Genomic DNA, 19,995 nt, shown 5'->3' on the forward strand with positions numbered 1-19,995 from the left:
CATGGGATGCGGATGAAACTTGCGATGCTGGGGATGACGGTCTCGATAGCCACGTCGTGCGGCGTGGACACTTCGCCCGGTGCCACGGAAGCGGGCCGGGCGGAGATCACGGCCGCGCTGAACAGCGCGGTGCGCCAGGGCTATCCGGGAGCTCAGGCGGTGATCACCGACAAAAGTCATACCTGGACAGTCACCGCAGGTGTGGCCGACGTGGCCACCGGCAGGTCGTTTTCCGACGATGATCGGCTCCGGATTGCCAGCAACACCAAGCCGTTCGTCGCCACCGTGATGCTGCAGTTGGTGGCCGAGGGCAAGGTCGAGCTGGATGCGCCGGTGGAACGGTATCTGCCGGGCGCGGTGCACGGGCCGGGTATCGACGGCAATCGGATCACGATCCGAAACCTGTTGCAGCACACCAGTGGACTGCCCGAGTATGCGGCCGAGTTCGGGGCGCCGCCCAAGCCTGGCCAGGTCGCGGGCCTCACCGAGCAAGTCCGCTGGGGGATAACGGATATCGGCCAAGTGGTCAGCAACGCGCTCACCGCGCCAGCCGATTTCGAGCCCGGTGCGCAATGGGCATACTCCAACACGAACTACGCCATTGCCGGGATGGTGATCGAGCAGATCACCGGAAACCCGGTAGGCACTGAGATCACTCATCGCATCATCGAGCCCCTCGGCTTGCGCAACACCTACTACCCGAGTCCTGATGAAGTCGACATCCGCGGCCCACATCCGAAGGGGTACACCGAGATCGGTGGCGTACAAGTCGACTACACCAGCCAGAACGTCTCGTGGGCCGGCGCGGCCGGTGCGATGGTCGCCTCCGGCGCGGACCTGAACCATTTCTTCCTCGCCCTGTTGGACGGAAAGCTGCTCCCGTCCGCGCAATTGGCGGAGATGAAGAATGTCCGGCCTACCGGAGTGGACAGCACATGGGCCTACGGTCTCGGCCTGGCGCGAATCACGATGTCGTGCGGCAACGAGCTCTGGGGTCATACCGGCGGTCTGTCGGGCACCGTGACCTATGACGGCGTAGTCCTCACCACAGGCCGTGCCGTCACCATCGCCCTCAACCAGGACCTGATGGATGACCGCTACCAGGAAGGGTCGCGCGCTTTGGACGCTGCTGCCTGCTCGGCACCCTAGGGCCTGTGTCGAAGTCCTCTCCGGCCGGGTGCGGGACGGTCTGCTGTGGGCACCGGCACGAGATACCCACAGCAGCACCATCACTCAGGCATCGACGGATACGGTGGCCGACCGGAGGTCGGGCAGGCCGAGGTTGTCTCGCAGGGTGGTTCCGGTGTACTCGGTGCGGAGGGCGCCGCGGTCTTGGAGCAGCGGGACCACGCGGTCGACGAATTCGTCCAGGCCGGTCGGGACGAGGTGGGAACCGAGGATGAAACCATCGGAGCCGTCGCTGCTGACGAAATCGTCGATCTTCTCCGCGACCCGGGCCGGTGTTCCGACGATCGGACCGCGCTCGAACTGGTCGATCACCGTTTCGCGCAGGGTCAGCTTCTTGGCCTCGGAGACCTCGCGCAACCGTTTGACCGTGGCGAAACGGTCCTGGTGCAGGAAGGCGCGGCCCTGGATGAACGGCGCCGCGTCGGGATCGGGCTCGATATCGGGGATCGGGCCCTCCGGGTCGTAGCCGGACAGGTCCCGGTTCCAGATCTGTTCGAGCAGGATCAGCGCGGTCTGTCCGGTGACCTGTTCGTTGCGGATGGCGTGGTACTTCTCGATCGCCTCGGCTTCGGTGTCGCCGGGGACGAAACTCGCCGACGGCAGGATCTTGATGTCGTCGGGCGAGCGCCCGGCCGCTACCGCGCGAGCCTTGATGTCGCGATAGAAGTCCGCGGCCTCGGGAAGCTTGCCGTAGGGGGAGAAGATGGCGTCGGCATTGGCCGCGGCGAAATCGCGTCCCTGTGGTGAGACGCCGGCTTGCAGGATCACCGGCCTGCCCTGCGGGCTGCGCGGCACCGTGAACCGGCCGGAGATGTCGAACTGCCGGCCACGGAACTCGAACGCACCGGCATCGGGCCGGGCCAGGAATCGCCCGCTGTCCTTGTCGGCGACGATATCGTCGACGTTCCACGAATCCCACAGGGCTCGAATAGCATTCAGTGTCTCCTCGGCCCGCACGTACCGGTCGGCCGGGTCGAGGAAGCCGCCACGCCGGAAGTTCTGCCCGGTGAACGCGTCGAAGGAAGTGACCACGTTCCAGGCGGCGCGGCCGCCGGAGAGGTGATCGAGAGTGGCGAACTGCCGAGCGAGTTCGTAGGGCTCGTTGAACGTGGCATTGATGGTGCCCGCGAGGCCGAGGTGCTCGGTGACCGAGGCGATGGCGGCCAGCACGCCGAAGGTGTCGGGACGGCCGATGATGTCCTGGTCGAAGATCTGGCCCGCACGTTCACGCAGGATGAGACCTTCGGCGAGGAAGAAGAAGTCGAACTTGCCGCGTTCGGCGGTGCGCGCGGTGTGTTCGAAGGAGCTGAAATCGATCTGGCTGCCCGCCTGCGGGTGCCACCAGGCGGTGTGATGGTTGACGCCGCCGAGGTAGGCGCCGAGGATGACCTGCTTGCGGGGTGTACTCATCGGTGGGACCTCACACTCTGGCGTAACGGTTGGGCACGGTGGTCGACAGGCCGAGCAGTCCGCGCAGGGAACCCTCGGGATAGCTGGTGCGGAACAATCCGCGATGCTGCAGGGCGGGCACGAGTCGGCCCGCGATCGCGGCCAGGTCATCGACCGCGACACCGGGACGCAGCCGGAACCCGTCGACACCCTGGGCGTCCCAGTCGGCGAGCAGATCGGCGAGCTCCTCGGCGCTGCCGGTGAAAATGGCCGCGTCGGAGGAGAATTCGGCACCGGACTGGTCGTTGAGCCGGGCCAGGCGTTGCGCGCCGGTGTCCTCGTCGGAGTCGAGGAAGACGACCAGGTCGGCGTAGACCCGCAGCGGTTCGCCCACCCTGGTCGCGGCGGCGGTCGCGACCTGTCGCAGAATCTCGGCCGGTCCGTGCTCGCGTGTGGGTGTGACGAAGACGAGATCGGCTGCCGCGGCGGCGAATTCGTAGATGCGGGTGGCGTGGCCGAGTGCTGTGACCACCGGCTGACCTTGCGGTGGGCGCGGGGTGATGGCGGGACCTCGGACGCTGAAGAAGCGGCCTTCGAAGTCGATGTAGTGCAGTTTGTCGCGGTCGATGAAGCGGCGGGCGGCGACGTCGCGGATCTCGGCGCCGTCCTCCCAGCTGTCCCACAGGCGCCGCACCACCTCGACGGCGTCGGTGGCCTCTTCGAACAGTGCTTCGGCGTGTTCGGGAAGCTTGCCGGTCGCGATGATGTCGGCGAACTCGGCGGGCGTGGGGTCGGTGACCTCGCGGCGCCCGAAGTGCTGGGCTTCCTCGGCGCCTGCCGAGACTCGGACCTGCCAGCCCGCGCGGCCGCGGGAGGTGTAGTCGAGGGTGGCGATGGCGGTGGAGACGTGGAACGGCTCGGTGTGGGTGGTCGTCACCGTGGGGATGAGACCGAGGTGGCGGGTGATCGGGGCGAGCGTCGCGGCGATGAGATGCGCGTCGAGCCGGGCGCGGACCTGGTCTACGGCATCGTCGTCGCGGGTGTGCAGCGGACCGGGCACACGCAGGCTGTCCTCGATCGTGACGAAGTCGAGCAGACCACGCTCGGCGGTGCCGACCAGGTCGGCCCAGTATCGGGCGCTGAACAATTCGGTGGGCCGCGAGTTCGGTGCTCGCCAGGCGGCCGGGTGCCAGCCCGCGCCGTCGAGCGCGACACCCAGGTGCAGTGGGTTCGGTGCCATCGTCTGCCATTTCTGTTCGGTGAACGGTGCCTGGTGCAACACCCGATGGCGGGCACCGGGTTGTCGGGCGGATCCGAGCGGCGCGGTCGCAGTACGGGGCGCAGCGATGTCGGCAACGATCACCGGTGGTCAGCGGGGCGGCTGGGTGAATACGACCGGTCCGCTGCGGCGACGTCAACCATTGAATTCAGCCCGATCGACAGGAAATAGGCTGTCGCCCTGCGGATCGCTGATCGCCGCGCACCGATCGCGCGAGGATGGAGGACTGCCGCATCGTTGCCCGCGGCGGTGTCCGCCGGCAGATCCTTGGTTGCTGACGCATCGCACAGACTTCTCGCTCTGCGGGAATTTATCTCCGCTTGCCTCCTGTCCGCGCAGGTAGAGGCCGGTGCTGCTCGGTACACAGCGGGGTAGACACAGGCTTTCGCTCGCTGTGCGGGTCGATACTTTCGACGTGAACGCAGCGCACGCCAACTCGAACGACGAATTCCTCGTCCGAGTGCGCGACTACGCCGAGCAGGTGTTGCGACCCGCCGCACTGTCGACGGACCGCACCGGGGTGCTCGCGGATCGGATCGACGAACTGGGCGGCCTCGGTCTGCTCAATCATCTCGCGCCCACCGAATTCGGTGGTCTCGCGATCGACCGCGACACCGACCGCCGCGTGCACGAGATCATCGCGGGCGCCTGCTTCAACACCTGGCTGATCTGGGCACAGCACGCGCCGCTGGCCGGGCGCATCGCCGCGGCAGGTGCCCCGGTATCGGCGCTGGCCGCACAGATTCTGCGCGGTGAGCTGCTGCTCGGTGCCGGAGTCAGCGATGTGCGGCGGTTCCCCGATCACTATGTCGTGGCACGTAAGGCTGCCGATGGCTGGACCTTCGACGGCACCCTGTCCTGGGTCAGCGGGTGGGGCCTCAACTCGGCGCTGACGGTGGCCGCCGTGGAACCCGACACCGAAACCGTGGTCACCGCGCTCGTTCCGGTCGGGCCACGAACCCGCAGCACCGGACCGCTGGAACTCGGTGCGGTCGCGGGCAGCCGAACGGCCCGCGTGCACCTGGACGAAGTCTTCGTCCCCGACGAAAACGTTCTCACCACACAGAGTCTCGACCAAGCGCGCATCGACGACACCGGCACCGCGAGCGACGCGCGCGCCCACCACTTCGGCCTCGCCGAGACGATCCTGACCGAGCTGGAGCGCAGCACGGTGCCGCTGGCCGCCGATGTCGCGGCGACCTGGCGCCCACGCGTCGCCGAAATCCGTTCCACCGCGTACGCGCTCGCTGACGAAGCCACGGCCGCGGGCACCGGACCGCATCGCCTCGATGAGCGCCTGGCCACCAAAGTCGCCAGCGGAGAGGCACTCTCGGCGATCAGCCGCGCGCTGCTCATCGCCAGATCCGGCCGTGGCCTCGGCGGCGACGACACCGCGCAACTACACGCCCGCTCCGTCCTCTTCGTCCTGGTCCAGGGCCAGACCACCGATGTCCGTCGCGCCCAGCTCGCTGCGCTGGCCCGCTGATCACCACCGAACGGAACCACCGAACATGAGTCTCGAATTCCTCTGGTACATCCCCAATCAGGTCACGCCGGGTCACCGCGGCGAGCCTGTGGCCGCCGACCACAACAGCCTGGACACCTTGACCACGCAGGCGAAGGCGCTGGAGGCACACGGTTGGAAGGGCGCGCTGCTAGGCACCGGCTGGGGCCGCCCCGACACCCTCACCGTCGCCGCCGCGCTGGCGGCCAGAACCGAGTTTTTCGAGCCCCTCATCGCGATCCGGCCCGGCTATTGGCGCCCGGCGAACTTCGCCTCCGCCGCGGCCACCCTCGATCACCTCTCCGGTGGTCGGGTGCGAGTGAACATCGTCTCCGGCAAGGACGATCTGGCCGCCTACGGTGACAGCGAGGGCGACCAGGCCGACCGCTACGCCCGCACCAAGGAGTTCCTCCAGCTCGTCCGCAAGCTGTGGACCGAGGAGAACGTCACCTACCGCGGCGAGCACTTCCAGGTCACCGACTCCACGGTGGTGCCCCGCATCGAGCCGCGAGGCGACCGCCGTCATCCGACCCTGTACTTCGGTGGCGCCTCCGAGGCCGCGGAACGGGTCGCCGCGACCGAGGCAGATGTCCAGTTGTTCTGGGGTGAGCCGCTGGAAGGGGTACGTGAGCGCATCGAACGATTGCGCGCGCTGAGCGCCGAACTGGGCCGGGAGCACGCGCCGCTCGAATTCGGCTTGCGCATCACGACTTTCGTCCGCGACACCACCGAGCAGGCGTGGGCCGATGCCGAGGCCAAGGTCGCGGAGATGGCGAAGAACAGCCAGGGTGGGTCGAATCCGCACCGTCGCACCGCCGTCGGTCAACAGCGTCTGCTCGACCTGGCCGCACGCGGCGAGGTGCTCGACGACAATCTCTACACCGCGCCGGGCAAATACGGTGGGGGCGGCGCGGGTACCACCTGGTTGGTCGGTTCCGCCGAGGATGTCGCCAAGTCGCTGCGCAAATACCGCGATCTCGGCATCACCCACTTCGTGCTGTCCGACACCCCGTACCTTCGCGAGATCGAGCGTCAGGGTTCCCAGCTGCTGCCGTTGCTCGGGGAGTGAGTGCCGCCGCCGTCCTGACCGTCGACCCGGTGCGCAGTCGACGGTTCCGGCTCATCGCGGTCTTCGCGGTGACCCAGACCGTCGGCTACGGCGCGATGATCCAGGCGTTCACCGTGCTGCTGGTTCCGATGTCACAGGCACTGGCGGTCTCGCGCACCGAAATCGCCGCCGCTGCCACCATTTCCACGTTGATCGGGGCGTTGGCCGCGGTGCCGGTGGGTAATCTGCTCGACCGCTACGGTGGTCGGGCCTTGATGACGGCGGGCTCGGCACTCGGTGTCGGCGCGGTTCTGCTGTGGTCGCAGGCGCAGAGCCTGGCCCAGCTGTACGCGGCGTTCACACTGATCGGGTTGGCACTGGCCACCTCCACCTACGAGGCCGCGTTCGCCGTTCTCGTGGTGGCCACCGAACCCGAACACCGGGATTCGGCGATCGTCGCGGTGACCACGGTCGTCGGACTGGCCACCAGCCTGTACTACTTCTTCGCGGGCTGGCTCGAAACGCAACTCGGTTGGCGCACAACACTGGTGGTGCTGGCGATCGGTTTCGCGGTGATCGTGGTGCCCGCGCACCTGTGGGCGGTGCCGGGCCGGGCAGCGCACACCAGCCGGGTCGCGCAACGCACCGGCGTCCGCCTCGGTGACGCGCTCCGCGACCGCAAATTCTGGTTGCTGGTGGTCTCTTTCGTCGCCCAGAGCGGATCCACCTCGGCCTTTCTGCTGATGATGGTCACCTACTTCCGCGACATCGGCTATTCGCCCGTGTCCGCCGCCGCCCTCCCGATTGCTGTCGGCGTCACCCAGATCGCCGCCCGCCTGGCCCTGGCCCCGTTGGCTCGCCGCTTCGGGATGACCAGCGTGACAGGGGTTTCCTTCGCCCTCCAGGGGGCGGGATTGCTGGCGCTACCGCTGGCAGGCACCTCACTGCCGCTCACGCTGGCCTGCATCGTCGCCTTCAGCACCGGCTACGGCACCAGCGTGATCGCGCGCCCGTCGATCGTCGCCGACAGTTTCGGCGTCCCCCAGTTCGCCGGGATCCTCGCCGTGATGACGGTTCCGATCGCGCTGTCGCGTGCGGGCGCTCCCTTGGCCGCCACCTGGCTCGGTGACTGGCGATTCCTGGTTGTCATCGGGCTCGCCGCCCTTCTCGCCGCGATCGCGCTGATTCCCCTGTCGCGCACACCGCCGGTAGACCACCCACCGGTTCCGCCTCAGGACGCGGTCACCGGACCCAACTGCGGCGCGACCCCGTAACGGACCGGCGGCGAAACGGCCGCCCCGCTCGAAGGTGAGTGGGGCGGCCGTTGGACTGTGGTGATTACGCGGGCAGGCTCTCCGCCGCGCGGTCCCCCGGGAAGGGGAGACCGAAGCGGGCGCGCAATGTCGGTGCGGAGTAATCCTTTTGGAACAGCCCACGCTCCTGAAGGATCGGCACCACCAGGGTCGCGAAATTCTCCAGGTCGACGGCGGTCTCGGCGGGCATGATGGTGAAGCCGTCGGCGGTGCCCGCGTCGAACCAGGACGCGAGATCGTCGGCGACCTGCTCGGCCGAGCCGACCAGGAGGCGGTGGCCGGAGCCGCCGGCGCCCTGCTGGATCAACTCGCGCGGAGTACGCGGTCCCTCCGCGATGAGCGCGCGGGTGGAGATGCTGAACCCCGTCGAGAACGCACCGGCCGGAACGGCGTCGGGAAGATCGTCGACGCTGATCGGATCATCGGGGCCGAAAGAGTCCGCGGGCAGGCCGAGGTTACCCAGCAGTGCGGCAGTGAGCCGCTCGATCGGCAGCAGATCGTAGAGCTCCTGCTCGCGCCGACGCGCCTCGTCCTCAGTCGCCGCGACCAGCACCACCACGCCGAGCGAGATCTTCACATCGTCGCTATGACGACCGGCCGCGGCCGCGCGCTGCCGGATGTCGTTGCGGAACGCGACCGCCTTGGCCTTGGTCTGGGCGACGGTGAACACGACATCGGCGAAGTCACCCGCCAACTTGAGCCCGCCCTCGGACCCGCCGGCCTGCACGACCACCGGTCGACCCTGCGGGCCCGGAGCCACCGGCAGCGGCCCGGCGACCGAGAAGAACTCGCCCTCGTGATCGATGCGATGGATCTTGCCGGTGTCGGCGTAGCGACCGGTCGACTTGTCCGCGATCAGCCAGTCCGGCTCCCAGCTGTCCCACAGTCGGGTGACTACGTCGAGGAACTCCCAGGCCCGCCGGTACCTGGTCTCCTTCTCCGGATGATCGGTCAGGCCGAAATTCGCTGCGGCTGCCGGTGTTCCGGTGGTCACGATATTGACCGCCGCCCGCCCCTTCGTCACGTGATCGAGCGCCTGGAACCGCCGCGCGAGGTTGTAGGGGGAGTTGTAGGTGGTCGACGAGGTGATCACGACACCGAGACGCTCGGTCACCGCCGCGACGCTGCCGAGCAGGACGAGCGGATCGATCCCGGTGCCGGGCGCCTCCTCGATCTCCCCGCGCAGGGCAGGACCGTCACCGAGGAAGACCGCGTCGATCTTGGCGGCCTCGGCGATCTTCGCCAGACGCTGGAAGTAGTCGATGTCGAGGTAGGCGAGCGGGTCGGCATGATCGAGTCGCCAAGCCTGACGGAAGTGTCCCGGTGTCATCAGGGACAGGTTCAAGTGGAATCCGGACATGGTCGGTGCCTTCTGGTGCGGTCGGTGAGACAGGAGACGCCGATGACGTGAGCGGTTCTCGGCCACGTCATCGGCGTCGTGTTCGGGTAGGAATCAGAGCTTCAGGCCGGTGCCGTGGACACCGTGCTCCTCGACGAGGGCGAGTTCCTCGGCGGTGAAGTCGGGGAAGTCCAGTGCGGCGGTGTTGTGGTCGAGCTGGGCCACCGAACTCGCCCCGATCAGTGCCGAGGTGACTTCGGGACGGCGCAGCACCCACTGCAGGGCCAGCTGGGCCAGCGACTGCCCGCGCGCGGCGGCGATCTTGTTCAGCTCGGCGGTGCGCTGCCGGTAGGTCTCGTCGATGACATCGGGGGACAAGAACGTGCTGTTCTGCGCTCGAGCACCCTCGGGGATGGTCTCGAGGTACTTGTCGGTGAGCAGACCCTGGGCCAGCGGCGAGTAGACGATCACGCCGAACCCGTCCTGGGTCGCGGTGTCGAGCAGACCGTTCTGCTCGGGACGGCGATCGTAGATCGAGTAGCGGGCCTGGTGGATCAGCAACGGGACACCGGCGGCGCGCAGCTGCTCGGCGATTTCGTGGGTACGGTCGGGCAGGTAGTTGGAGATGCCGACGTAGAGCGCCTTGCCCTGCTGTACCGCGCTGACCAGCGCGCCCACGGTCTCCTCGAGCGGAGTGTCGAGGTCGGGGCTGTGGTGGTAGAAGATGTCGACGTAGTCGGTGCCGAGATCGCGCAGGCTGTGCTCGAGGGAGTTCAGGATCGACTTGCGCGAGCCGCCGCGCAGGTACGGGCTCGGCCCGATCGCGTTGCCCGCCTTGGTGGACAGCACGATCTCGTCGCGGTACGGCGCGAGGTCCTTGGCGAGCACCCGGCCGAAGTTCTTCTGGGCGGCGCGGTGCGGTGGGCCGTAGCGGTCGGCGTTGTCGAAGTGGGTGATGCCCAGATCGAAGGCGTGCAGGATGATCTCGCGCTGGGTGGCGAAGGCGTAATCGGTGCCGAACTTCTGCCACAGCCCGAAGGAGAACGCGGGCAGGTCGAGGCCGGAGGTACCGGTTCGCCGGTACGGGACCTTCTCGTAGCGGTCTTCCGCGGCGGTGTAGGTGCGGTCGAAGGGGCCGTAGCTCATCAGGGATCTTTCTCTCGGTGGATCAGAACAGACCGGTGGTCGGGGGTTGTTCGCCCGTCAAGTGAAACGCGCCTGCGACGGCTTGCTTCCATTGGCGGGGGTTGTGGTTGGCGGCGGTGCGGGCATTGCGCCAGTGCCGGTCGAAGCCGAGGGCGCGGTCGGTGATCGACCCGCCACCCACGTCGAAGACGAGTTCGGCTGCGGCGAGCGCGGATTCGATGGCGATCACGCCCGCCTGGGCCACCTCGACCGCCGCCGCCGCACCCGCAGCGCGGGCATCGTCGCCGGTGCGCCCGCGGACGCCCTCGAGGGTTTCGGCGGCCAGCAGGACCACCGCGCGCGCCGCCTGGGCGCGGGCGGCGATCTCGCCGACGGTCTGGCGGACATAGGGATCGTCGAGGCTGCTGGTAGCGGTGCTGTGTTTGATCGGGCGGGCCTTCTCCCGCACGTAGGCGACGGCGTCGTCACGGGCTCGCGCGGCGATACCCGCCTGCACGGCGGCCAGATACAGCTGGGCGTAGGAGCCCTGCCACGGATTGTCGGGTTCGGTCGCCGGCGCCGGGGTGATCTCGTCGGCGCTCACTCGCACCCCGGTGAACCGGGTGGTCCCGCTGGCGGTGAGGCGCTGGCCGACCGCGTCGAAGTCGTCGAGTCGTTGCACCCCCGCGCGATCCACCGGCACGGTGAACCGCAGCACGGTCCCGTCCTCGGTCTGTGCCTGCGTGGAGAACCAGTTCGCGTACAGCCCACCGGTCGAGTAGTACTTCTCGCCGTCGATCACCCAGTCCACGCCGTCAGGGCGGGCGGTCGCGTTGACCTGCCCGCTGGCACCGCCCGTGCGTTCGTTGCTGGTGCCCGCGAACAGGTCTCGGTCGCGTAGCCGTTGCAGCGTCTGCTCCCGGTGCGGCAGGTCAGGTCTGCCCGCCACCTGGTTCGCGGTCAGAAAACTGCTCCGCAATGCCTGCGCCACACTGGGATCAGCCCGCGCGATCTCGATCACCAGGTCGCTGACCTCGCGCAGCGACCCGCCCGCCCCGCCCTCTGCGGTGGCGATGCCGGTCAAGGTGATCCCTGTCTCGGCGAGCGCGCGCACCTGTGCGAAGGCGTAGTCGCGGTCGATCTCGCGTTGCCGCGCCGTCTCGGCGAGCTGCCGCAGGATCGGCGCCGCGGCGGCTCGGATGCCCGCCACCGTGAGCGGATGGTCGGGCCTTGCCGACGGGGCACGCTGTGGTGTCCCAGCGATTTCGGTCTCCGGCGCGGTGCCCTGAGTCGGGCCGATCGGCAGGCTACCGCTGCTGATACCCGGCACGGCGTCGAGTACCGGGAGAGAGGACGCGGCCGGTGCTGAACCGGTCGCGCCGGGTTCGAACAGGGGTGCCGATTGGTCGACGGCGGTCATCGCGCGCCGTTCTGCGCGGCGTCGGCTGCCGCGGTCGCCTCGCCGTTGGTCGCGGCGACGGTGGCGTCCGGTGTGACCACCGAGGGGCGCTGCCGGTAGTAGCCCGGCACCGGCGCGTTGCCGTTGACAAGGAAGTCGCCGAGCACGCGCGGCTTGTAGATGACCGGGTTGTGCGAGGCGAGGGTGCGGGCATTGCGCCAATGCCGGTCCAGATGCACGCTGTTGCGGATCGTGGAGGACCCGCCCGCGTCGAAAGCCCTTGTCGCGGCATCGAGTACGGCCTCGATCACCGCGATCTGCGCGGCGGAGGCATCGAGGTAGGCCCGGGTGTAGGCGGCCTCGTCCCCGGCCGCGTGCGCGGCCTCGAGCTGCTCGGCGGCATGCCGCAACAGGGTTTCGGCGGTGAGCCTGCGGGCTTCGAGAAGGCCGATCACCGACAGGACGTCGGGATCTTCGGTGGCGCGCTGGGTGAGCGCGTGCAGACTGGTGCGGGTGCGACCGCGCACGATCTCCGCCGTCTCGGCGACGATGCTGCGCGCGATCCCGGTCAGATTCGCCAGGTGCACGATCTGGACGAAGGAATCCAGACCGCGCAAGGACTCCTTGTACCGGCCGATATCGCCGTGCTCCTCGACCGGCACATCCTCGAAATAGGTCGTGCCGCTGCCGGTTTGACGCTGACCGATGCCGTCCCAGTCGTCGGCGTGGGTGACGCCGGGGTGCCGGGCCGGGATCACCACGAAACCGCGGGTGCCCTCGTCGTCGACCACGGCCGCGCGGATGTAGTCGGCGAATCGCGCGCCTGTCGAGTAGAACTTGGTGCCCGAGACCACGCGCACGCCGTCCTCGCCCACTCGGGCGCGCGTGGTCGTCACGCCCCAGCCCGCGGATTCACCCACCGCTTCGGCGACCAGTGCCGAGGGCTCGGACTGCGCGTTGCCGAACACCGCGCCCGCACCGACCGCCCGGAACCAGTGCTCGCGCACCACCGGATCGGTCTCGGCGCGCAGGATCTCGGTGGTGGTGAAATGCCCGCGCCAGATCTGCGGAATATTGGAATCGGCCTGCCCCGCCTCGGCCAGCAGCCCGAACAGCGTCGGCAGGTCGACGTTGAAACCGCCGTACTCCACCGGCACCCGCAATCGGCCGAAGCCCGCGTCGGCCAGCGCCTGGATCAGCGCGTCGGGGTGCTCGAAGGCGAGGTCGCGCTCGCCCGTGCCCGGGACGAACTCGGTCAGGATCGACCGGATGCGGGGGAGTGCCTCGGCCAGGGTGGCGGGCGCGATGGTGGTGGTCATGACAGTCCTCCGATGAGGTCGCGGCCGGCGATCGCGTCGAGCAGACGCACGGTGTAATCGTCGGTGGGAGAGTAGAAGACCTGGTCCACGGTGCCTTGTTCGACGATGCGGCCTTCGCGCATCACCGCGACGCGATCGGAGATCGCGCGCACCACGGCCAGGTCGTGAGAGATGAAGACGTAGGTGAGCCCGCGTTCTTCCTGCAGGCCGCGCAGCAGGTCGAGGATCTGCGCCGCGACCGAGACGTCCAGCGCCGAGATGGGCTCGTCGAGCACGATCACCTTCGGCTCGAGCACCAGCGCGCGAGCGATGGCCACCCGCTGACGTTGCCCGCCCGACAATTCGCGCGGATGCCGGTCGACGAAATCGGCGGGCAGGGCGGCGGCCTTGAGCGCGGCCACCACCCGATCCCGATTCGGCCTGCCGCGGCGCAGCCCACGGCGCGGCTCGAACGAGCGCAGCGGCTCGTCCACCACGTCGTAGACGTCGAAGCGCGGATCGAACGAGGAATACGGGTTCTGGTACACGATCTGCACGTCGCGGCGCAGTGGACGGAACTCCCGGCGGCTCAGCCGGGTGATGTCGGTACCGAGCAGCGCGACCCGACCCGAGTCCGCTTCGGTGAGCCCGGTCAGTACCCGCGCCGTCGTCGACTTCCCGCTGCCGGATTCGCCCACGATGGAAAAGGTTTCGCCGCGTCGCACCCGGAACGAGATGCCGTCGACGGCGGGTATGCCGCCGTAGTCCTTGCGCAGCTCGTCGACCTCGATGACCGTCTCGGTGCCGACCGCGACCGGCGTGCGCTCCCCTACCCACGGCCGCCGCGACGGCACGCTGTCGAGCAGTCGCCGGGTGTAGGCGTGCTGCGGGCCGGCGACCAGCTGCGCGGTCGGCCCGAACTCGACCAGCTCGCCCTGGTGCAGCACGCCGATCAGGTCGGAGCGATCGGCGGCCACGCCGAGATCGTGGGTCACCAGCACCACGCTGGTCCCCGTGCGCAGCCGGACCTCGTCGAGCAGGTCGAGCACCTGCTTCTGCACCGTCGCGTCCAGCGCCGAGGTCGGCTCGTCGGCGATGATCAGATCCGGTTCGGCCGCGACCGCGGCGGCGATGAGTACCCGCTGGCGCATACCGCCCGAGAGTTCGTGCGGGTACTGGCGATAGCGGCGCTCGACGTCGGTGAAGCCGACCAGTTCGAACAGTTCGTGCACGCGTTCGCGGCGAGCGTCGGCATCGAGCTCGGTGTGCAGCCGCAGCACATCCTCGACCTGGTGTCCGACCCGGCGCACCGGGTCGAGCGAGACCGTCGGATCCTGGGGGATCAGGCTGATCGCGCGCCCCCGGATCGAGCGCCAGCCTTTCGCGCTCAGCTCGGTGAGGACTTGGTCGCGGAAGGTGATGGTGCCGCCGGTGACCTCGCCGTTGCCGGGGAGCAGCCCGAGCACGGCGTGGGCGGTGGTGGTCTTGCCCGAACCGGACTCGCCGACCAGCGCCAGCACGGTGCCGGGCGGGACGTCGAAGGAGACGTCGCGCACCACCGGGGAGACCCGGTCGTCCACCCGGTAGCCGACGCGCAGGTTCGCTACGCGCAGCACCGGCCGCACCTCGACTTCTTCGGTAGGCGTTGATATTTCGTGGACGACGCTCATGCGGAGCCCCTCCTGGAGAGATGGCGCGACAGGTGATTGGTCGCCAGCACCATCGCCACGATAGTGAGCCCCGGCCACAGCGTCAGCCAGCCGCGCGTGGCGATGTAGTTGCGACCGTCGGAGACCAGCCGGCCCCATTCCGGGTCCGGCGGCTGCGCACCGAGCCCGAGGAAGCTCAGCGAGGCGATCCAGATGATCGCGATGCCGAACTGCACGGTGACCAGCGAGACGGTCGGCGCGATCGAATTGGGGATCACGTGTCGCAGGAGAATCGCGCCGGTCGAGGCCCCGCTGGTGGTGGCCGCCTCGACGTAGGTGCTGGTGCGGGCCTTGACCACCTCCGAGCGGATGAGTCGCGCGAAGGTCGCCGACGAGGTGAGCCCGACCGCGATCCCCGCCTGCCACACTCCGAAGCCGAGCAGCACCACGATGGTGATGGCCAGCAGGAAGCCAGGAATCGACAGCACCACGTCGATGAGCCGCATCACCGCGCTGTCGGGGAACCCGGCGAACCAGCCCGCGACCGCGCCGAGCAGGGAGCCGACGAGCACACCGACACCGACGGCGATCGCCGAGCCCAACAGTGAGGCCCGCGCGCCGTAGACGATGCGCGCGTAGAGATCCCGGCCGAGCTGATCGGTGCCGAACCAGTGTTCGCCCGAGGGCGGCTTCAGCTTCTGGGCCGGATTCACCGCGAGCGGGTCGTAACCGGTGAACAGCTGCGGCACGATCGCCCACGCCAGGATGGTGACGACCACCAGCAGTGCCAGCGCGACTGTCCAGTGCCGACGGGTCCATCGCAGCGCGGACCATGCCCGAACCGCAGGTTTCGTCGAATCAGGCTGGGCCGGAACAGCTTCGATCTTGTCGAGTGTCGTCATGGCATCGCCACCTCGGCAGGCAGTCGACGCGGCACCGCCGCGACGACCGGAACGGAGACGGTGGCCTGCTTGCGTACTGCCGACCGCGAGCGCGTGACCCGGTGCGTGCGCCCGTCCACCAGCACCCGCGGATCGATGAACGGATAGGCCAGGTCCACCGCGAGATTCACCAGCACATAGGCCAGCGTCGAGAGCAACACCACGCCCTGCACCACCGGCAGGTCCTGGGTGTCGACCGCGCCGACGGTGAGCTGGCCGATGCCCTGACGCGCGTACACCGACTCGGTCACCACCGCACCGGCGATCAGCTCACCGAAGGCCAGCCCGAGCAGCGTGAGCACCGGCAGCGACGAATTGCGCAGCACATCCTTGCGGAAGATGTAGCCCTCACCCGCGCCCCTGGCCGCCACCACGTGCACGAACGGTCGCTGCCGGGTCGTGCGCACCGAGGTGGCGAACACCTGGGCCAGTGGTGCGGCCACGATCAGCCCCAATGTCGCGGCGGGCGCGATGAGCGCGAGCACTGTGCCGTCGTCGACCGAGGGGATCAGGTGCCAGCGGAACGAAAGATATTGCAGCACCAGCACACCGACCACGAAGGTGGGAACCGAGGCGAACAGCGCAGGCGCGGAATCGAAGACGCCGCGCAGCCACGCCCACGGCGCGTAATTGGCTGCCACCGCGACGACACCGGCGAAGACCAGCCCGAACACCAGGCCGAGTCCGGTCAGGGTCAGTGTCGAGGGCAGCGCCTCGGTGACCGCGTGCGTCACCGGCCTTCCCGAGGTGAGCGAGAAACCGAGGTCACCGTGCAGCAGGGCCCACAGCGCGTGCAGGTACTGCTCCCAGACCGGCCGGTCGAGCCCGTAGAACTCCAGCATCAACCGGCCCGCCTCCGGCGTGATCTGCGCCTCCGGGTTCTGGATGCGGTTGTTCACCGAATCCCCGGGCAGCGCGCTGAGCAAGATGAACGACAGGGTGTAGGCGGCCCAGAGGACCAGTACCGCCTGTACCAGCCGCCGCAGAACGTAGATGCGCATCGCCGGCTCCTACCCGGTGATCCAGGTGTCGTAGAGCCAGGTGCGGGCCGTGGACTCGGTGGTGAAACCGTGCACGGTCGGCGCCAGGCCGAACACCTGGGTCTCGTCGTAGAGCGGAATGGCGTAGCCCTCGCCGAAGACCCGGTCCTCGACCGCCTGGATGGCCTTCGTCCGCGCGGCCGGGTCGAACTCGAAGGCCTGCGCGCGCACCAACTCGTCGAGCTTCGCGTCCGGCACGGGCGCGAAGAACTCGTTCTGTGCGGTGCTGTCGAACGCGGTGCGCAGTACGTCGGCCTCGGCGCGCGAGGTCTGGCCCTGCACCAGCGCCCAGTTGTCGGGACGGGAATTACGGATCGACTCGTATTCGGTCTGCGACACGGTGTGGATCACCAGATCGACGCCTGCCTTCTTCCACTGGGACTGCAGTAGTTCCAGCACCGGCTGCGACACCTGGTAGAACGGTGCCACCCATACCTCGAACTGCAGGCGCTTGCCGTCCTTGGCCCGGATGCCGTCGCCACCCTTCTTCCAGCCCGCGCCCTCGAGCAGCGAGTTGGCCTTGTTCAGGTCGTAGCCGAGGTACTTGCTCGCGTCGCCGCGATTGGGAGTGTCCTTGACCAGGATGCTGTTCGGGATCGGGTAGCTCGGCGAGAGCACCGTCTCGTTGATCTCCTTGCGATCGGTGGCGGCCTGAAGGGCCAGGCGCACCTCCTTGTCTACGATCGGCGTGGCCGAATCCAGCTGCACCGACAGCTTGTTGGTCTGGCCCTGCACCGCGAACGCCTCGATCCGGCCACCGTTGGCGGTCACCGTCTCCTCGTCGTAGGGGCTGATGTTGCGCGCGATGTGCGCCTCACCCGACTGCAGCGCACCGACCCTGGTCCCGGCTTCCGGCACGGTCTTGAAGACCACCCGCTCCAGGTAGGCCTTGCCCTGGTGGCCCGAACCCGTCGGCGCCCAGTTGTAGTCCTCGCGCCGCTTCAGGGTGATGCCGGTGTTGCCGGTGACCGACTCCACCACGAACGGACCGGACCCGATCCAGTTCTTGGCCTGACTCTGCCCGTTGAGATCCCGCTCCAGGAACGGCTTCGCCAGAATGGACCCGGCCCGGTAGAACGAAGCCACCTGCAGGAAACCGGCATTGGGCTTGGTGAAGGCCACCTCGACGGTCAGCGGATCGATCACGGTCGAAGCCCGGTAGTCGGAGAAGAACCGGTCCGGCGGAATGCCGAGCGCCTTGTCGCCGAGCGCGTGCTGGTCGTAGTTGGCTTTCACGACCGCCGCATCGAGCGGGTCACCGTTGCTGAACGTGACTCCCGCGCGCAAGCGGAAGGTGTACTTCAGCTTGTCGGGGCTGACCTCCCACGACGTGGCCAGCCAGGGCTTGATCTCCCCGGTCTCGGGATCCTGCCAGGTCAGGCGCTCGGCGAGATTGTTGGCGACCTGACTGTTGGACCAGATCGAGTTGACCGGCGTCCACGCTGTGTACTCGATGGGATCGTAGAAGTTCAGCGTGCCACCGAAAACCGGGTCGCCTGCCGCCTCGTGCTGCGACGACGGCCCACCACACGCGGCCAGCACGGTGGCGAGGGCGATGGCCGCGGTACCGGTGGCCAGAAGGTGACGGAATCGAATATTCCTCATGTGGTCGTGGGTCTTTCGTCGGAGCGGACTGTGTTGCTTACACTCCGGAGGTTAAGTCCGCGACCGTCACATTCCGCGATTTCGGATCGCCAAGAATGCCTACACCATTATTCAAGTTTCGCTTCACGATCGGGTGGCGTGCTCGATTCACTAAAACTGAACAAATCACGAAGTGCAACTTGGTTGTTCGCGGACTTGTCGTTGTGCAGACTTCGCGAAATGTCATCGAAAAGATTCTCCGCGGCGACGGTGCTCGTGGCCGTCACCCTCGTCGCCTCCGTGCTGACGGGCTGCGCGGCCTCGGGTAACCGGGTCGCGGGCAGCGACGACGCGGGCCCGCCGGTCGCCGGTGGGACCCTGCGTTTCGCCGTCCTCGACGCACCCGCCAACCTCGACCCGCATTCGGGCAGCTCGTATCCGGAGTCGCTCATCACGAGCAACATCACCGACAAATTGACCTACCAGAATCCCGAAACCGGGGCCATCGAACCGTGGCTGGCCAAATCCTGGGATATCAACCCGGAACTGACCGAATTCACCTTCCGGCTCCGCGACGACGTCACCTTCACCGACGGTTCGAAATTCACCGCCGATTCGGTGAAAGAGAATTTCGACCTGCTCGGATTCGGTGACAAGGCGCTGGGCATCGTGCCGGTGACCGCGTACTGGGTCGGCTACACCAGCACCACGGTGCTCGACCCGGCGACGGTCAAGGTCGTCTTCAATCGACCGAACGCCGGGTTCCTCCAGGCACTTTCGCTGTACTTCTCCGGCATCGTCGGTCACTCGACCCTGCAGCTGACCAAAGAGCAGCGCGCGCTGGCGCAGAATCTGGTGACCACGGGTCCGTTCGTCGTCGCCGAGCACGTCTACCAGCAGAAAACGGTGCTGAAGAAGCGTCCCGGATACAACTGGGCGCCCGCCAGCCGCAAACACAACGGCGAGGCCTACCTCGATGCCGTGGAGATCTCGGTGATTCCCGAGGCCGCGGTCCGCACCGGTGCGCTGCGCGCGGGGCAGGTCGACGCGATCCTCGACGTCAACAACACCGACGAGGCGCCGCTGAAAGCCGAGGGCTATCGGATCGTGCCGCAGTTGATTCCCGGGCGCGATATCTCCTTCGACCTCAAGACCGACCGGTTCCCGACCGACGACCGTGCCGTGCGCGAGGCGGTGAAGCTGGGCTGGAACCGCGACGCACTCGCCAAGACGGTGCTCACCTCGAGCTACAAGGTGTCGAGCTCGGTGATCTCCTCTCGCGTGCCCGGTCACGTCGACTTCTCCGCGGAACTGAAGCAGGACCGGACCAAGGCCGAGCAGATCCTCGAATCAGCGGGGTGGAAGAAGGGCTCCGACGGTATCCGGGTGGACGCGCAGGGCCGCCGACTCGAACTCGCCCTGCTCGGCATCAACAACCTGGTCAACAACAAGCCCGCCTACGAGCTGATCCAGCAGGATCTGCGCAAGATCGGCATCGACCTGAAACTCGACGTGCTGCCGATCCCGGACTACACCGCCGCCGCCACCCAGCAGAAACGCTGGAACATCCAGGTGGCCAACCAGAGTCGCGCCGATGTGGCGGTGCTCGAGCAGGTGTACTCGCCGCAGTACACCAACTCCTCGAAGCTGGCGCCGGAGAACCCCCTCTACCAACAGGCGATCGACAAGCTCAGCGCGGTGAGCAAGACCCTCGACCCGGGCAAGCGCGCCGAGGCCGCCGAGGCGGCGCAGCGGTTCCTGCTCGTGGATCAGGTGCTCACCGTGCCGGTGTACAACCCGGCGCAGGTGACCGCGGCATCCCCGCGGGTGCACAACGTGGGCTATGAAGCGCAGTCGCGCAACGTCTTCTACGACACCTGGATCGAGCCGAGGTAACCG

General features: G+C 68.0%; 15 protein-coding genes. 5 read left to right on the plus strand and 10 right to left on the minus strand.

The genetic code is table 11. The features are described 5' to 3' along the window. The first annotated feature begins 6 nt into the window (after positions 1–6). Positions 7–1,149 (plus strand): serine hydrolase domain-containing protein, encoded by a 1,143-nt coding sequence (locus ACWGCN_RS18075; protein ID WP_452457940.1) that lies wholly within the window; start codon positions 7–9, stop codon positions 1,147–1,149. A gap of 84 nt (positions 1,150–1,233) precedes the next feature. On the opposite strand, the gene ACWGCN_RS18080 is transcribed toward ACWGCN_RS18075, so the two are convergent. Together ACWGCN_RS18080 and ACWGCN_RS18085 are read right to left on the minus strand one after the other, a co-directional pair. Beyond that, positions 1,234–2,598, minus strand: a complete 1,365-nt coding sequence (locus ACWGCN_RS18080; RefSeq protein ID WP_452457941.1) for an NtaA/DmoA family FMN-dependent monooxygenase — start codon at positions 2,596–2,598, stop codon at positions 1,234–1,236. A gap of 10 nt (positions 2,599–2,608) precedes the next feature. Further along, on the minus strand, positions 2,609–3,817 hold the full coding sequence (locus ACWGCN_RS18085; RefSeq protein ID WP_378990332.1) for an LLM class flavin-dependent oxidoreductase: 1,209 nt from the start codon (positions 3,815–3,817) through the stop codon (positions 2,609–2,611). 454 nt (positions 3,818–4,271) lie between these two features. Here ACWGCN_RS18085 and ACWGCN_RS18090 point away from each other — a divergent pair, with 454 nt between their 5' ends. From ACWGCN_RS18090 to ACWGCN_RS18100, 3 genes are read left to right on the plus strand one after another with little or no spacing between them, the layout of a single operon-like run. Continuing rightward, positions 4,272–5,342, plus strand: coding sequence for an acyl-CoA dehydrogenase family protein (locus ACWGCN_RS18090; RefSeq protein ID WP_452457942.1), 1,071 nt, complete (start codon positions 4,272–4,274; stop codon positions 5,340–5,342). 25 nt (positions 5,343–5,367) lie between these two features. Beyond that, entirely contained in the window at positions 5,368–6,429 is a 1,062-nt protein-coding gene (locus ACWGCN_RS18095) for an LLM class flavin-dependent oxidoreductase (protein ID WP_452448927.1), read from the plus strand. After that, positions 6,426–7,682: an MFS transporter gene (locus ACWGCN_RS18100; RefSeq protein WP_379314677.1), complete on the plus strand. Its 1,257-nt coding sequence runs from the start codon at positions 6,426–6,428 to the stop codon at positions 7,680–7,682. The genes ACWGCN_RS18095 and ACWGCN_RS18100 overlap by 4 nt, the downstream gene beginning before the upstream one ends. Positions 7,683–7,746: 64 nt before the next feature. On the opposite strand, the gene ACWGCN_RS18105 is transcribed toward ACWGCN_RS18100, so the two are convergent. The 8 genes from ACWGCN_RS18105 to ACWGCN_RS18140 all read right to left on the minus strand — a co-directional run bounded on the left by ACWGCN_RS18105 (position 7,747) and on the right by ACWGCN_RS18140 (position 18,117). Next, the gene (locus ACWGCN_RS18105; RefSeq protein WP_452457943.1) at positions 7,747–9,081 is read right to left on the minus strand and encodes an NtaA/DmoA family FMN-dependent monooxygenase; all 1,335 of its coding nucleotides are present in this window, start codon (positions 9,079–9,081) and stop codon (positions 7,747–7,749) included. A gap of 93 nt (positions 9,082–9,174) precedes the next feature. Beyond that, a complete protein-coding gene (locus tag ACWGCN_RS18110) occupies positions 9,175–10,206 on the minus strand; it encodes an aldo/keto reductase (protein ID WP_452457944.1) in 1,032 nt (343 codons plus the stop codon). A gap of 22 nt (positions 10,207–10,228) precedes the next feature. After that, positions 10,229–11,605, minus strand: coding sequence for an acyl-CoA dehydrogenase family protein (locus ACWGCN_RS18115; RefSeq protein WP_452457945.1), 1,377 nt, complete (start codon positions 11,603–11,605; stop codon positions 10,229–10,231). Further along, positions 11,602–12,903 carry an acyl-CoA dehydrogenase family protein gene (locus ACWGCN_RS18120; RefSeq protein ID WP_452457946.1) on the minus strand — a complete coding sequence of 434 codons (1,302 nt, stop codon included), beginning with the start codon at positions 12,901–12,903 and terminating at the stop codon, positions 11,602–11,604. The genes ACWGCN_RS18115 and ACWGCN_RS18120 overlap by 4 nt, the downstream gene beginning before the upstream one ends. Next, positions 12,900–14,552, minus strand: coding sequence for a dipeptide ABC transporter ATP-binding protein (locus ACWGCN_RS18125; RefSeq protein ID WP_452457947.1), 1,653 nt, complete (start codon positions 14,550–14,552; stop codon positions 12,900–12,902). Before ACWGCN_RS18125 ends, ACWGCN_RS18120 begins: the two co-directional genes overlap by 4 nt. After that, positions 14,549–15,433 (minus strand): ABC transporter permease, encoded by an 885-nt coding sequence (locus ACWGCN_RS18130; protein ID WP_452457948.1) that lies wholly within the window; start codon positions 15,431–15,433, stop codon positions 14,549–14,551. Before ACWGCN_RS18130 ends, ACWGCN_RS18125 begins: the two co-directional genes overlap by 4 nt. Then, positions 15,430–16,473: an ABC transporter permease gene (locus ACWGCN_RS18135; protein WP_452457949.1), complete on the minus strand. Its 1,044-nt coding sequence runs from the start codon at positions 16,471–16,473 to the stop codon at positions 15,430–15,432. Before ACWGCN_RS18135 ends, ACWGCN_RS18130 begins: the two co-directional genes overlap by 4 nt. A 9-nt stretch (positions 16,474–16,482) precedes the next feature. After that, positions 16,483–18,117 carry an ABC transporter substrate-binding protein gene (locus ACWGCN_RS18140; RefSeq protein ID WP_452457950.1) on the minus strand — a complete coding sequence of 545 codons (1,635 nt, stop codon included), beginning with the start codon at positions 18,115–18,117 and terminating at the stop codon, positions 16,483–16,485. A gap of 219 nt (positions 18,118–18,336) precedes the next feature. Here ACWGCN_RS18140 and ACWGCN_RS18145 point away from each other — a divergent pair, with 219 nt between their 5' ends. Then, positions 18,337–19,992 carry an ABC transporter substrate-binding protein gene (locus ACWGCN_RS18145; protein ID WP_387448232.1) on the plus strand — a complete coding sequence of 552 codons (1,656 nt, stop codon included), beginning with the start codon at positions 18,337–18,339 and terminating at the stop codon, positions 19,990–19,992. Positions 19,993–19,995: the final 3 nt, after the last annotated feature.

It is taken from the genome of Nocardia sp. NPDC055050, from assembly GCF_053608345.1.